Here is a 14955-nt window from a genome sequence, read left to right on the forward strand (position 1 = left end):
CCGGGCGTATTCATCCTATGGTCATCAAGTTGGCGTTACCGCCGGCGGCCGCCGTGTTCACGCTGATGGAGCGCTCCGTCACCAGCCGGTCCGGCACATAGCGTGCGCCCTGCCCCAGCGCCTCCGTCGTCAGCCCCTGCACCGGCACGATGGCGCCATCGCGCGCGGCGATGCGCCTTTGGAACACCAGCAGGGCATCGCCATCGCCTTCGAACAGCGCGGCCTGGAAGTCGGCCTGCTCCAGGTCCGCTTCCGCCACCAGCGTCACGGCCTGTTGCTGCGCGGCGTCCAGGCGCTGCCGCGCTGCGCGCGCCGCGGCGTTGTCGATATACATGACCCGATTGCCGGTGGCCCGCGCCACGGCCCATTGCGCCTGCGCGCCCGCCTCGGAGGCCGCTGCGCACAGCACGGTGCCGCGCGGCGCCAGCCGGTAGGTGTTGGACTCGCCCGTCGGACCCGGCAAGGTAATCGAAAGCGGCAAGGAAGCGGGCGCTGCGGAGGCCTGCACCGCATCCGGCGCCGCATTTGGCATTGCAGTCGGCAGCGCAATTGGCGTCCCACGGCCCTCACCCATCGGGAAAACAACCGGCAGCCCCGGCGGACGCACGGACAGCAGGCGATACATGTACAAGGGTCCGCCCGCCTTGGGCCCCGTGCCCGACAATCCCTCGCCGCCGAAAGGCTGCACGCCCACCACCGCCCCCACGATATTGCGGTTGACGTACATATTGCCGGCATGGATACGCTGGGTCACGCGGGCGATGGTCTCGTCGATGCGGGTATGCACGCCGAACGTCAAGCCATAGCCGCTGCCGTTGATGTCGTCCAGCAAGCCGTCGAGCTGGTCGCGCTGATAGCGCAGCACGTGCAGCACGGGACCGAACACTTCGCGCTCGAGTTCACGCAGGCTGTCGATCTCGATCAGCGTGGGCGGGACGAACGTCCCATGTCGCGCCGCCGCCAGCGGCGTGGTCTGCGCGACCGCCTTGCCGGCCGTGCGCATGGCGTCGATATGGCGCTGGATATTGTCCCGCGCCTCGGCGTCGATGACCGGCCCGACATCGGTCGACAGGTGATCGGGATTGCCCACCCGCAACTCGTCCATGGCGCCGCGCAGCATGTGCAGCACATGATCCGCGCTGTCTTCCTGCAGGCACAGCACGCGCAGGGCCGAGCATCGTTGGCCGGCGGAATCGAAGGCCGACGTCAACACGTCGAACACCACCTGTTCGGCCAGCGCGGATGAATCGACGATCATGGCGTTCTGGCCGCCCGTCTCGGCGATCAGCGGGATGGGATGGCCGGCGTCGTCCAGGCGCTCGGCCAGGGTGCGCGCGATCAGGCGCGCGACGTCGGTGGACCCGGTGAACATCACGCCCTTGACGGCGGGATTGCCCACCAGTGCCGCGCCCACCGTTTCGCCGTGCCCCGGCAGCAACTGCACCGCATCGGCCGGCACCCCGGCCGCGCGCAGCATGGCCACGGCCTGCGCCGCGATCAGCGGTGTCTGCTCGGCCGGCTTGGCCAGCACGGTGTTGCCTGCCGCCAATGCCGCCGCCACCTGGCCCGTGAAGATCGCCAGGGGAAAATTCCACGGACTGATGCACAGCACGGGTCCCAGCGGACGATGGCTATGGTTGTCGAATTCGCGTTCGGCCTGGTCCGCGTAATAGCGCAGGAAGTCGACCGCCTCGCGCACTTCCGCGACCGCATTCGACAGGGACTTGCCCGCCTCGCGCACGATGAGGCCCAGCAGCGTCTGCATCTGCTCTTCGAACAATTGCGCCGCGCGGCGCAGGCATTGCGCGCGTTCCGATACCGGCGTCGACTGCCAGATCGGCGCACCCGCCACGGCATGGCGCAGCGCATCCTCGACGTCGGCTTCACACGCTTCGATGACATGGCCCACCACGTCACGCAGATCGGCGGGATTGCGCAAGGGCTGGGCGCGCTCGTCGTCCCACACCAGGCTGCCGCCTACCGTGGGCGCGGCGCGCCAGGGCATGGCCGTGCTGGCCAGCAGCGCCGCGGACAAGGACGCCAGGCGGTGCTCATTGCTCAGGTCCAGGCCTTGTGAATTCAGGCGCGCGCCGCTGGCGGCGCTGCCGAACAACTCACGCGGCAAGGGAATCTTTTCATGCGGCGCCCCCAGGGGAACGATGGCCTGGGCCGCATCGACAGGGTCCTGCACCAGTTCGGCGACGGACACGCTGTCGTCGCCGATGCGGTTGACGAACGAGGTATTGGCGCCGTTCTCCAGCAGGCGTCGCACCAGATAGGCCAGCAGCGTCTCATGCGTGCCGACCGGCGCGTAGATGCGGCAAGGACGATTCAGCTTGCCTTGCCCGGCCGCGCCGACCACCTCGTCGTACAGCGACTCACCCATGCCATGCAGGCACTGGAATTCGTACTGGCCAAGGTAGTAGTTCTGGCCCGCCATCTGGTAGATGGCCGCCACGGTGTAGGCATTGTGCGTGGCGAACTGCGGAAACACCGCTGCCGGCGCGCCTAGCAGTTTGCGCGCGCAGGCCAGGTAGGACACATCGGTGTAAACCTTGCGGGTATAGACCGGATAGCCTTCCAGCCCGTCGATCTGGGCGCGCTTGATTTCGCTGTCCCAGTAGGCCCCCTTGACCAGGCGGATCATCAGGCGATGGCGGCTGCGGCGCGCAAGGTCGATGACGTAGTCGATGACGAAAGGCGCCCGCTTCTGGTAAGCCTGGATGACGAAGCCGATGCCGTTCCAGCCCTCCAGTTCCGCATCGAAGCACAGTGCCTCCAGCAGATCCAGCGAGATCTCCAGCCGGTCGGCCTCTTCGGCATCGATGTTCAGGCCGATGTCGTAGCTGCGTGCCAGGCGGGTCAGCTGCAGCACCCGCGGCAGCAGTTCAGTCATGACGCGATCGCGTTGCGCGCGCGTGTAGCGCGGGTGCAGCGCCGACAGCTTGATCGAGATCCCCGGCCCCTGGTAAATGCCGCGGCCGGCGGAGGCCTTGCCGATGGCGTGGATGGCCTGCTCGTAGGACGCGTAGTAGCGGTCGGCGTCGGCCGAGGTGGTGGCAGCCTCGCCCAGCATGTCGTAGGAATAGCCGTAGCCCTTGGCCTCCAGCTTGCGATTGTTGGCCAGCGCTTCCGAAATGCTCTGGCCCGACACGAACTGCTCGCCCATCATGCGCATGGCGATATTCACGCCCTTGCGGATCAGTGGCTCGCCGCCCTTGCCGATCAGGCGCGTCACGGCGCGCGACAGCGTCTGTTCGCTGTTGACCGCCACCAATTTTCCGGTGAGCATCAGGCCCCAGGTCGCGGCGTTGACGAACATGGACGGCGAGCTGCCCATATGCGACTTCCAGTCGCCATGCGAAATCTTGTCGCGGATCAGCGCGTCGCGCGTGGCCCGGTCAGGAATGCGCAGCAGCGCTTCGGCCAGGCACATCAGCGCCACGCCTTCCTGGCTGGACAGGGAGAACTCCTGGATCAGGCCCTCCACCCCGCCGCCGGTACGCTTCTCGCGCAGGGACTTGACCAGGCCGGCGGCCATGGCATGGACTTTTTCGGGATTGGCCACGCGCGCCTGGCCCAGCAGCAAGGCCACGCACTCGGGTTCCGGGCGCCGGTACGCCGCCGTGATGGCGGCGCGCAGCACGGACTGCGGTTGCACGTCCTGGCCGAATTCGAAGAACGGCGGCATCTGCGCCTGCCGGGGCAGGTCGGCGTCCTCCGCGCCGGCCTGCAATCCGCCGTTGTAATGCGAGATCTCCGCCGGCAGCTGGCCGCGTTCGATGCGGTCCAGATACGACACGATGGCCTGCTTGTGCAGCCAGTGCGGAGTGCAATTGAGTTTTGCCGCGGCGTTCTTCAGTCGATCGCGCAATGCGTCATCGACCTTGACGCCTAGAGTCGTGGTGGCCATGCTGCCTGATGCGTAGCGCTGGTTGGGTTATGGCGGCGGAGTCATGCCAGCCGGGGCCTGCTAGTCCAGGTAATTGTGGTAGATCTTCCCGCCTTTCATGACCAGGGGAATGCGTTCGCCCTGGCCCAGCAGGCAGGAAATATCCTTGTAGGGATTGCCGTCGACTACCAGGACGTCGGCATAGGCACCCGCCATCAGGCGCCCCAGCTTGTCCTGCATGTTCAAGACTTCGGCGCCGATCAGCGTGGCGCTCTGGATGACCTCGTGATTGCCGAGGACTTCGGCGCGGATGCGGAACTCATCGCTCTGCAGGCGCTGCGAAGGGCCCAGCAGATCGGTCCCCAGGCCCATCTTCACGCCGGCGCGCTTGAACAGTTCCAGCGACTCCAGCCCGGCCTGGCGCACCGATGCGATCTTGACCACGCTTTCCTCCGGCAGGCCGTATTGCGCGCCCTCGTTGGCCAGGGCCTCGTACGTCACCAGCGTGGGCACCACGTAAGCGCCCTTCTCCGCCATCAGGCGGGCCACGCGTTCGTCGATCAGGTTGCCGTGTTCGATGGTGCGCACCCCCATGTTGACGGCGCGCTCGATGGCCTCGGCCGTGTAGGAGTGCGCCATCACATACGTCTGGCGCGCCCGCGCTTCGTGCACCATGGCGCGGATCTCGTCGTCCGAATAGCCCCACGACGCGATGGGATCGGTGGGCGACGCCACGCCGCCGGACGCCATGATCTTGATCTGGTCCGCGCCCATCTGCAGTTCCTGGCGCACGGCGCGGCGCACATCGTCCACGCCGTCGGCCACCCGCCCGATGTCGCCAGCGCGGAAGCAGCAGCCGCAGAAGCTCATCGGACGCAGATGGTCCGAGCGCGGCCGCGGATCGCCATGGCCGCCGGTCTGGCTGATGGCGCGGCCCGAGATGAACAGGCGCGGGCCGATCACCGTGTCTTCCTCGACCGCGCACTTCAGGCCCCAACCGGCGCCGCCCGCGTCGCGCAGCGTGGTGAAGCCACGCCGCAGCATGGCTGCCATGATGGGCACCGAACGCATCATCACCAGCGCATCGGGCAGCACGCCCTGCGTGCTCAGGTTCAGCTGGGTGGCCATGACGTGGCCGTGCAGGTCGATGATGCCGGGCATGACGGTCTTGCCCCTGGCATCGATCACCTGGGCCGACGCCGACTGCAGCGGCCGGTCGGACACTTCCTTGACCAGGCCATCCTCGACCAGGACGTCATGGCCTTCCAGCAATTCGCCCACGGTGGGGTCGAGCAGATTTCCATTCTTGAACAGGACGGCGGTCATCTAAGGCTCCGGATGCGGTTCGGGGAAAAGGGTTCGTAAGGGATCATGACGTCATCGTCTTCACATAGCGGCGATGGATCAGCCAGTTCGACAGCAGCGCCATCAGCAAGGTGGCGCAGACCAGCACCAGGGCCAGCGCCGACCCGAAAGGCCAGTTCGAACCGCGCGTGATCTGGTCGTACAGCGCCGGCGCCATCATGGTGATGCCGCTGCCGCCCAGCAGCACCGGCGTGGCATAGGCATTCATGCACAGGATGAACACCAGCACCGTGCCGGCCGCCACGCCCGGCGCCGCGATGGGCAGCACCACGCGGCGCAGCGTCGTGAAGAAGTTGGCGCCCAGGTTCTGCGCCGCTTCCTCCACGGCGAAGTCGATGCCTTCCAGCACGCTCTGCAAGGTCAGGATGAAGTACGGCAGCACCACCGCCGTCGTGCCTATCACCACGGCCAGGGGTGTGTAGAGCAGCTTGATGGGCTCGGCCGCCAGGCCCACGCCCACCAGCAGCGCGTTCACCGCGCCCGCATTGCCCAGGATGATCATCCAGCCGGCCGCGCGCACCACATTGCCGACCAGCAGCGGAAACACCAGCAGGATGATCAGCAGGCTTTTGTAGCGGCTCTGCGTCTTGGCCAGGAAATAGGCCACCGGAAAGCCAAGCACCAACGCCAGCCCGGTGCACAGCGCGGCCACCCACAGGGTGGTGACGAACACATTGCGGTAGTAGGCGTCGCTGAAGAACTTCGCGTAGTTTTCAAGGGTGAAGCCCGCCTGCATGGTCTTCACCGGATCGAAGTGCTCGAAGCTGTAGCGGAACAGCATGAGGATGGGCACCAGCACGATGACCAGTACCACCAGCGAAGCGGGAAAGGCCATGCTGGCGCCGCGCACGCGCCCGTTGCCAGCCGCGACCCTGGGCGCCGCTGGGGCGGACGCCGCAGACGTAGCAGCCGAGGATGAGGAAGCCGAAGATGTGGAAGCAGGGATAGGAGACGCCTGGGGATCAGGCTGTGCCGATGTCTGCATGGCGGGCCTCGTCACGCGCTGAACGCCACGCAATCGGCGGGATGGAAGCAGGCGTACACCGGCGCGCCCTGGGCCAGCGCGGGCGCGGCATGGGCGGACCCAGCGTGGGCTGCCCCCGCATTCGGTGCCCGGCATCCGAGCACATCGCCATTGTCCAACCGCACGCGCACGTCGATATGCGCGCCCAGATACGACACCGCATCCACCCTGCCCGCCAGGGCATTGGGCCCATCGGCCAGGGCGCGCAGTGCCACCCGTTCCGGTCGCACGCCCACCCGCGTACTGCCCGAGGCGGCATCGCCTACCGCCAGGCGCAGGCCGCGCGCCGTGGCGAAGACACCGGCGCCATCCATGCGTCCATCGAAGAAATTCATCTTGCCGAGGAAGTCGGCCACGAACAGATTGGCCGGCTTTTCGTATAACGCTTCCGGCGTGCCCACCTGCTGCACGCGGCCGTCATGCATGATGGCCATGCGATCGGCGATGGACAGCGCCTCTTCCTGGTCGTGGGTAACGAAGATGGTCGTCAGCCCCAAGCGCTGCTGCAAGGCGCGGATCTCGTCGCGCACTTCCAGGCGCAGCTTGGCGTCCAGGTTGGACAAGGGCTCGTCGAGCAGGAAGACCTTGGGCTGGATCACCAGCGCGCGCGCAATGGCTACCCGCTGCTGCTGTCCGCCGGACAACTGGCGTGGATAGCGGTCACGCAGTTCACCCATGCGCACCATGTCCAGCGCATCGGCGATGCGGCGCTGGCGTTCGGCCGCCGCCACCTTGCGCATCTCCAGGCCAAAGGCGACGTTCTCGGCCACCGTCATGTGCGGGAACAGGGCATAGCGCTGGAACACCATGCCGGTGTCGCGCCGGTGCGCCGGCAAGGCGGTGACGTCGTTGGCGCCGATGCGTATGCTGCCCGCCGTCGGCGCGATGAAGCCGGCGATCATGCGCAGCGTCGTGGTCTTGCCGCAGCCGCTGGGGCCCAGGAAAGCGACCAGTTCGCCGTCGGCGATATCCAATGAGAAATCGGCCACGGCCAGCGCGCCGCCGTACTGTTTACGGAGTCCTTCGAGTGCCACATTGGCCATGTTTCACACCACCTGACTGAGTTTGACGTAGCGGTCGGTGACCAGCATGACGATACCGAGCAAGAGGATCTGCACCGACGCCACCGCCGCGATGGTGGGGTCCAGGTTGAACTCCAGGTACTGCATGATGGCGATGGGCAGCGTCGTGCGGCCCGGTCCCACCAGCGACAGGGACAGCTCCAGATTCTCGAATGACACGATGAAGGAAAACAGCGCGGCCGCGACGATGGCCGGCCGCAGCATGGGCAGCGTGACGCGGAAGAACGCCACGCGACCGCTGGCGCCCAGATTGCGCGCCGCCTCCTCGATGGAAGGGTCCAGGCCGCTCATGCTGGCCGAGACCAGGCGTACGGTCCACGGAATGGTCAGGCAGACGTGCGCCAGCACCAGGCCGCCGTAGGTACCGACGATGTCCATGTCCAGCGTGTTTTCCGCGCGCAGGTAAAACAGGTAGATGGCGACACCGGCGACGATGCCCGGCACCAGCAAGGGTGACAACAGCAGCGTGTTGACCGCCTGCGATCCGCGAAAGCGATGGCGGATGATGCCCAGGGCGGCCAGCACGCCCAGGGCCACGCCGCACAGCGCCGCGATCAGCGCCACTTGCAGGCTGAACAGAAAGCCATTGGCGAACGCCGAGTTGTCCCAGGCCTTGACGTACCAGGACAGCGTGTAGCCCGAGGGCGGGAAATAGAGGATGGCGTCCTTGAAGAAACTGAGCCAGACCACGAACAGCAGCGGGCTCAGCATGAACAGGTAGATCAGCGCGACGAAGCCGCGGTGGACCCAGCGCAACCAGGGCCACGGTACGTGGATGCGGCGGTGAGTGCCGCGGGGGTGGAGAGCGTGGCCGGGGGCCGCGCCACCGGCCTGCGTAACGGGAGTTGGCACGACGTGATTTCCCCTTGGAACGCTGGACGGCAGCTACCGTCCGGTCTTCAGTGAAACCACATCCTACGCGCCGGGTTACCTGAAAGAAATCAAGGCTAACCCTGACCTTCGAACAGGTTGAACCTATTCGTTTATCTGGTTGCACCCCATCAACTGGACCTGTGCCGAACCGGGCCGCGGATGGCCGGTGCCGTCCTGGATGGCGCTGGCAATGGTCAGCGCCAGATCGCGTGTGGCGTCGCGTAGCCCGCGCACGGCGCTCTCGGCGTCCGTACCCTGCACCGGCACGCGGCTGATGCTGCGGCACTGCCAGGCCTGGCCCCGCAGATTGGCGGGCCGCACGCGCCACGTGGCATCGACGATGGCCTCGCGGCCAGTGACGCTGTCCAGGCGCTGCACGTCGACCGTGACACGCCATACCGGCGCGCCAGCCGGGGCACGTATGGCCGCCACATCGGGCGCGCCCAGCGTGCGGGTCAGGGTGTCGGCCAGCGCCCCGCGCACCTCATCGGCCAGGGGTGCCGACCAGCGTTCGGAATACAAGGGTGTCAGCCCGCCCCCCTGTTCGCGCATCATCAGCTGCGGCTGATCGGCGGGCGGCGGCACCGTCACCGGCAGCACTTCCAGCATGAAGGCCGGTGTAGCCTGGGTCGGCGTTTGAGCCTGGCCCTGGCTGGCGTTATCCGGCAGTTCAGCGCCGGTGAGGGTGTAGTAATGCACGGGCGGCGACGTGGAGCATCCCGCCAGCAAAGCCATGCCCAGGACACTGGAAAGGGCCGCGCGTTTGATGGCGGAGGAGGTGGCGGCAGCGCCGGCAGCCGACGGACGAAATTTCATCTTCTATTTCCTGTTTGGACTGCGTCCGGGTATCGGATCGTCGCCGCGTCCGCGCAGCAAGGCCTCCGGATTGACCTGCAGGAACTCGGACAGCACGCGCAGCGAACGCGCGGCGCGGGTGAGCTCCTGGATGGCCCGATCCGAATTCGCCAGCACGCCGTTATCCGAAGACAGCATGGTGCTGATGTCGTTGAGCGACTTGCTGGCCTGCTTGATCATGGCCTGGGCTTCCGGCGCCACCTGCTTGTCGAGCTTGTTCATCAAGCGCGAGGCGGCGGTCAGCGTCGTACTCAGGTCGTTGCCGATCTTGTCGAAGGGGATCTTCTCGATCTTGTTGACGATGTTGGTGATCTGCTGCTGCAACTGGTCCAGATTACCTTGCGTGGTGGGAATGTCGGCCCGGCCTACGCCATCCCACTTGAAGTCCACCGGCGGCAGATTGGGGAAGACGTCCAGCGCCACGTAAAGCTGGCCGGTCAGCAGGTTGGCCGTGCGCAGTTGCGCCCGCAAGCCATGCTCGATCATGGACCCGAGCAGGCGGCCGCCCGGATGCACCACGACAGCCCCTTCCTCGGTAATCGCGAAATCACGCACGCGCTCGAACACGGGGCCCAGGCGTTGCGGATAAAGATTGGCGTCGATCACGGCGAAGAAACGCTTCTTCTTGGTATCGAAGTCCATGTTGATGGCGTCGACCTGGCCCAGCACGATGCCGTTGAAGTCGATGTTCGCGCCCACGGTCAAACCGCGGATGGACTGGTCGAAACGCATGCGAACGAGGAAGGGGTCGCCATCGGGCGTGGCCTTGGCGGCGCTTTCGCTGCCGTAAAGCGTGAAGATCGAATCGGCCTTGGCGACCCGGCTGCTGCCTTGTACCGCCGGGGACGGTGCCGAAGGCGTGGCACTGGAACCCGGCGCCTGGATGGCCTGGGCTGATTTCGGCGCGCCCGCACCGGCCTGGCCGGGGGCGGCGTTGCCGGCCTGCTTGCCGGCATTGTCTTCAGGCTGGATCTGCGTGCCTTGCGGGCGTTGGCCGGCCTGGTTGTTCTGGCTGCGTTGCGTGCCCTGGTTGCCGGCATTGCCCTGGCCACCCTGCCCACCCGCCCCGTCCTTGCTGGCCGCGGCATTCCTGGTCTGCGCGGCGGCGGCGGCCGTCCGCAGCGCCGCGCTGGCGCTCTGCTCCGGCGACATGGGTTGGCCGTCCGCCGGGCCACCCTTGCCGGCCAAGGCCGACGGCGGCAGGCCCTGGGGTGCGGTGCTTGCGCCTGGCGCCGCGCCGCTGGTGCTGTCATCCATGTCCTCGAAGGCGATGCCCCCCACGGCCACCGACAGCAGCGATTGCGTGCGCACCTTCAAGCCATCGGCATTGACGGTGAAGTCGACGCCGCTGGCATTCCAGAAGTGCGTGCTGGTGGTGACGAACTTGTCGTTGGGCGCGTCGATGAACACCTGGATGTTGACGCTCTTGCCCGAACTGTCCAGCTGGTAGCCGATCACCTGGCCCACGCTGATGCGGCGGTAATAGACCGGCGACCCCACGTCCAGCGAACCCAGGTTGTCGGCCTTGAGCGAGAAACGCTTGCCCGGCCGGTCGTGGGTCACCTCGGGCGGTGTCTCCAGCCCGACGAATTCGGTTTTATCGGCGGTAGTGACACGCTTGCCGTCGGCGGAAGTCTGCGCCGGCGCATCGACACCGATATAAGCGCCCGACACCAGCGTGCTCAGGCCCGATACGCCGCTCAGGCCCAGGCGCGGCCGCACCACCCAGAAACTGCTGCCTTCGCGGGCCAGGCTGGCGGCGTCCTTGTCGATATCCGCCGTGACGATCACCCTGGAACGGTCTTCGCTAAGCTTGATGGTCTTCACCAAACCCACGTTGACGTCCTTGTAGCGCAACTGCGTCTTGCCGACTTCCAGCCCTTCCGCGGTCTTGAACGAGATGGTGATGCTGGGTCCGGCTTCCAGCCAGGTGCGCAACACCAGCGAGCCTCCCGCCAACGCGGCCACCACTGGCACCAGCCAGATCCAGGAGACACGCCGCTTCTTGCGCGTGACCTCCGGAACCCTGATACGACTAGTCTCGTCGGGAGAATTTTGATCGGCCATGCTCGCTACTATCCTTCTGATTTTTTTGAGGCGCCAGGCACTCGTGCCCGGGCACTGCGGTCCTGAATCGTCCAGTATCCGCAACCCGCGACACCCGTACGCTCACGTGGCCATGCCTGTCTTCTACTGCTCAACGGACCCCGCGCCCGTCCCCACCCACGGACGCAGGCTCGGCGCCGATGGGCGGCGCGCCGTCGGCAATTTCCGTGCCCGCGCCTTCCATATCCCAGCCGCGGCGCGGATCGAAACTCATCGCCGCCAGCATCGTCATGATCACCACCGTGCCGAATGCCGCCGCGCCTGGCGCCGCGCTGATTTCCATCAGGCCCTGGAAATTGGCCAGCGCCGCCAGCAGGATCACCACGAAGACGTCCAGCATCGACCACTGTCCGATGAATTCCACCATGGTGTAAAGCCGTGTCCGCTGGCGCAGGTTCGAAGTGTTGCCGAACTGGATGAAAAGCGCCAGCGCGGCCAGTGACAAGAGTTTGGTCAGGGGCACCAGCACACTGGCGATGAACACGATGGTAGCCAGGTCCCACGACCCCATCTGCCATAGCTCGATCACGCCGCCCAGGATGGTGTGCGCGCTATCCCCCAACAGGGAATCGATCGACATCACCGGCAACACGTTCGCGGGAATATAGAAGACGGCCGCGGAGATGAGCAAAGCCCAGGTGCGCGACAGGTGATCGGGCTTGCGCAGGTGCAGGGTCGCATCGCAGCGATGGCAGTGATGCCGCGCTTCGGGGTCCGCCAGCGCCACCGCCTGCACCTGGCCGCACACATGGCAGCCGGTCAGGACCTCGCCCGGCCGTTCCTGCGGCACCTGCGCCTCGACCACGCCGGTATCTTCCGCATAGCGCCACAAGGCGTGCGGCGACAGGCGGCTGAGTATGGTCAGCAGAATGGTCAGCAGGGCGAAACCGGCCAGGCCGAAGCCCGGCTGCACGGACGCCATGCCGGACAGCTTGACCACCGCCACCAGCACGCCCAGCATGAACACCGGCACCATGCACCAGGGCCGCAGCAGCCCCAGCAGGCGCATGCAGAAACGAAACGCGGGCGGCAGGCGCCCGCGCGACAAGGGAAAGAGCACCCACAGCAGCAACGCCAGTTGGGCCATGGGCAGGGCAAAACCCGCCGCCCCGGTCATCAGGGCGACCACCCAGTGGTGTTGTTGCCAAGTCACGGTCAGGGCATCCACCAGCGACGCCTGCTGTTCCATGCCCTGCACTTGCATCTTCGCCACCGGATAAGCGTTGGCGATCATGAAGACGATGGCGGCGGTCAATGCCAGCGCCAGCCAACCACCAAGCGTAAGGCCGCTGTAGCGCCACAAGGTGGTGCCACAGCGGCCGCAGTTGGCGACTTCGCCCGGTTCGAGTTCATGCCTGCGATAGATGCTGGCGCAGTGCTCGCAGGCAATCAGGGGCCGGGGACGGGTCATTGCTGCACAGGATCCTTAGGCCGCTACGTCAGCCGACATCAATCGGCCAACGCCACTTCCTGCGCATCCGGTGCGTCCGACGACGGCTTTTCGCCGAAGGACAGCACGACCTTGCCATCACCGTCCAGGTCCACCGTCACCGCCCCGCCGTCGACCAGCTTGCCGAACAGCAGCTCGTCGGCTAACGCACGGCGGATGGTGTCCTGGATCAGGCGCTGCATCGGCCGCGCACCCATCAGGGGATCGAAACCCTCCTTGGCCAGGTGGTCGCGCAAGGCATCGGTGAAGACGGCCTCGACCCGGCGCTCGTGCAACTGGTCTTCCAGCTGCATGAGGAACTTGTCGACCACCCGCATGATGATCTCGCGCGACAGCCCCGCGAACGGAATGATGGCATCCAGGCGATTGCGGAATTCAGGCGTGAACATCCGCTTGATTTCCGCCATCTCGTCACCGGCCACGCGCGCATTGGCGAAACCGATGGACGGCTTGTTGAGCGTTTCGGCGCCCGCGTTGGTCGTCATGATCACGATGACGTTACGGAAATCCGCCTTGCGCCCGTTGTTGTCCGTCAACGTGCCATGGTCCATGACCTGCAGCAGGATGTTGAACACATCCGGATGCGCCTTCTCGATTTCATCGAGCAGCAGCACGCAGTGCGGCTGCTTGTTGATGGCCTCGGTCAGCAGACCGCCCTGGTCGAAGCCCACGTATCCCGGCGGCGCGCCGATCAGGCGCGACACGGCATGGCGCTCCATGTACTCCGACATGTCGAAGCGCAGCAGCTCCACACCCAACGTGAACGCCAGTTGGCGCGCCACTTCGGTCTTGCCCACCCCGGTCGGGCCGGAGAACAGGAAAGCACCGATGGGTTTTTCCGGCTTGCCCAGGCCCGAGCGCGCCATCTTGATGGCGGCCGACAGGGCCTCGATGGCATTGTCCTGGCCGAACACCACGGTCTTCAGGTCGCGGTCCAGCGTCGCCAGCTTGCTGCGATCGTCATTGGAGACCGATTGCGGCGGAATGCGCGCGATCTTGGACACGATGTTCTCGATGTCCACCTTGCCGATGACCTTCTTCTGGCGTGAACGCGGCAGCAAACGCTGCGCGGCCCCCGCCTCGTCGATCACGTCGATGGCCTTGTCGGGCAGGTGACGATCATTGATATGGCGCGCCGACAACTCCGCCGCGGCCAGCAGGGCGGCGGACGAGTAGCGTACGTTGTGGTGTTCTTCGAAGCGGGTCTTCAGGCCGCGCAGGATCTGCACGGTCTGCTCCACGCTGGGCTCGCTGACGTCGATCTTCTGGAAACGACGCGACAGCGCGTGATCCTTCTCGAACACGCCACGATATTCGGTGTACGTGGTGGCGCCGATGCACTTGAGCTGGCCCGAGGAAAGCGCCGGCTTGAGCAGGTTGGACGCGTCCAGCGTACCGCCCGACGCCGAACCGGCGCCGATCAGGGTATGGATTTCGTCGATGAACAGGATGGCATCGGGATTGGCGCGCAACTGCTTGAGCACGCCCTTGAGCCGCTGTTCGAAATCGCCGCGGTACTTGGTACCGGCCAGCAAGGCACCCATGTCCAGGGCAAACACCTGGGCCGCCTGCAGGATCTCCGGCACTTCGCCACGCGTGATGCGCCAGGCCAGGCCTTCGGCGATGGCGGTCTTGCCGACACCGGCCTCGCCTACCAGCAAGGGATTATTCTTGCGGCGGCGGCACAGGACTTGGATCACCCGCTCGACTTCGGTCTCGCGGCCGATCAAGGGATCGATGCGACCGGCCAGCGCGGCGGCGTTCAGGTCAGTGGCGTATTGATCCAGCGGAGACTGGCGCGATTCGCCTTGTTCCTCGGGATTGGGCTGCTGTTCCTTCTGCGTCGCGGCCGATTCGACCTGCGGCTGCTTGGTAATACCATGCGACAGGAAATTGACCACATCGAGACGCGTCACGCCCTGCTGTTGCAGATAATAGACAGCGTGCGAATCCTTTTCGCCAAATATAGCCACCAGCACATTGGCGCCAGTCACCGGTTTCTTGCCGGTGCCCCCTGCCGAAACGTGCATGATCGCGCGCTGGATCACCCGTTGGAAACCCAGCGTCGGCTGCGTATCCACTTCGGCGCCGCTCGGAATCACGGGCGTGTTTTCAGAAACGAACTGGCGCAAATTGCGACGCAGGTCGTCCAGATTCGCTGCGCACGCGCGCAACACTTCGACAGCCGAAGCGTTATCCAGTAAGGACAGCAACAGATGTTCGACAGTAATAAATTCATGCCGAGCCGAACGGGCCTCGACGAAAGCCATATGCAGGCTGACTTCAAGCTCTTGGGAAATCACGCTTC

General features: G+C 65.8%; 9 protein-coding genes. All 9 read right to left on the reverse strand.

Going from position 1 to position 14955, the window contains the following annotated elements:
- Positions 1 to 10: 10 nt before the first annotated feature.
- Complete coding sequence (gene putA, locus CEY05_RS06235; RefSeq protein WP_088596549.1) at positions 11 to 3913, reverse strand: trifunctional transcriptional regulator/proline dehydrogenase/L-glutamate gamma-semialdehyde dehydrogenase; 3903 nt, start codon at positions 3911 to 3913, stop codon at positions 11 to 13.
- Positions 3914 to 3973: 60 nt separating this feature from the next.
- The gene (locus tag CEY05_RS06240; protein WP_088596550.1) at positions 3974 to 5218 is read right to left on the reverse strand and encodes an amidohydrolase family protein; all 1245 of its coding nucleotides are present in this window, start codon (positions 5216 to 5218) and stop codon (positions 3974 to 3976) included.
- A gap of 43 nt (positions 5219 to 5261) precedes the next feature.
- Complete coding sequence (locus tag CEY05_RS06245) at positions 5262 to 6092, reverse strand: ABC transporter permease (protein ID WP_088596551.1); 831 nt, start codon at positions 6090 to 6092, stop codon at positions 5262 to 5264.
- 161 nt (positions 6093 to 6253) lie between these two features.
- Complete coding sequence (locus CEY05_RS06250) at positions 6254 to 7324, reverse strand: ABC transporter ATP-binding protein (protein ID WP_088596552.1); 1071 nt, start codon at positions 7322 to 7324, stop codon at positions 6254 to 6256.
- Positions 7325 to 7327: 3 nt separating this feature from the next.
- Positions 7328 to 8140: an ABC transporter permease gene (locus CEY05_RS06255; RefSeq protein ID WP_233161407.1), complete on the reverse strand. Its 813-nt coding sequence runs from the start codon at positions 8138 to 8140 to the stop codon at positions 7328 to 7330.
- A 198-nt stretch (positions 8141 to 8338) separates the two neighbouring features.
- Positions 8339 to 9052: a membrane integrity-associated transporter subunit PqiC gene (locus tag CEY05_RS06260; RefSeq protein ID WP_233161377.1), complete on the reverse strand. Its 714-nt coding sequence runs from the start codon at positions 9050 to 9052 to the stop codon at positions 8339 to 8341.
- A gap of 3 nt (positions 9053 to 9055) precedes the next feature.
- Positions 9056 to 11158, reverse strand: a complete 2103-nt coding sequence (locus tag CEY05_RS31660; RefSeq protein ID WP_233161378.1) for an intermembrane transport protein PqiB — start codon at positions 11156 to 11158, stop codon at positions 9056 to 9058.
- A 130-nt stretch (positions 11159 to 11288) separates the two neighbouring features.
- Positions 11289 to 12608, reverse strand: a complete 1320-nt coding sequence (locus tag CEY05_RS06275) for a PqiA/YebS family transporter subunit (RefSeq protein ID WP_088596553.1) — start codon at positions 12606 to 12608, stop codon at positions 11289 to 11291.
- Between the two features lie 38 nt (positions 12609 to 12646).
- Positions 12647 to 14950, reverse strand: a complete 2304-nt coding sequence (gene clpA, locus CEY05_RS06280) for an ATP-dependent Clp protease ATP-binding subunit ClpA (protein ID WP_198952681.1) — start codon at positions 14948 to 14950, stop codon at positions 12647 to 12649.
- Positions 14951 to 14955: the final 5 nt, after the last annotated feature.

Source organism: Achromobacter sp. HZ34, from assembly GCF_002209485.1.
Taxonomy (GTDB): Bacteria; Pseudomonadota; Gammaproteobacteria; order Burkholderiales; family Burkholderiaceae_B; genus Bordetella_C.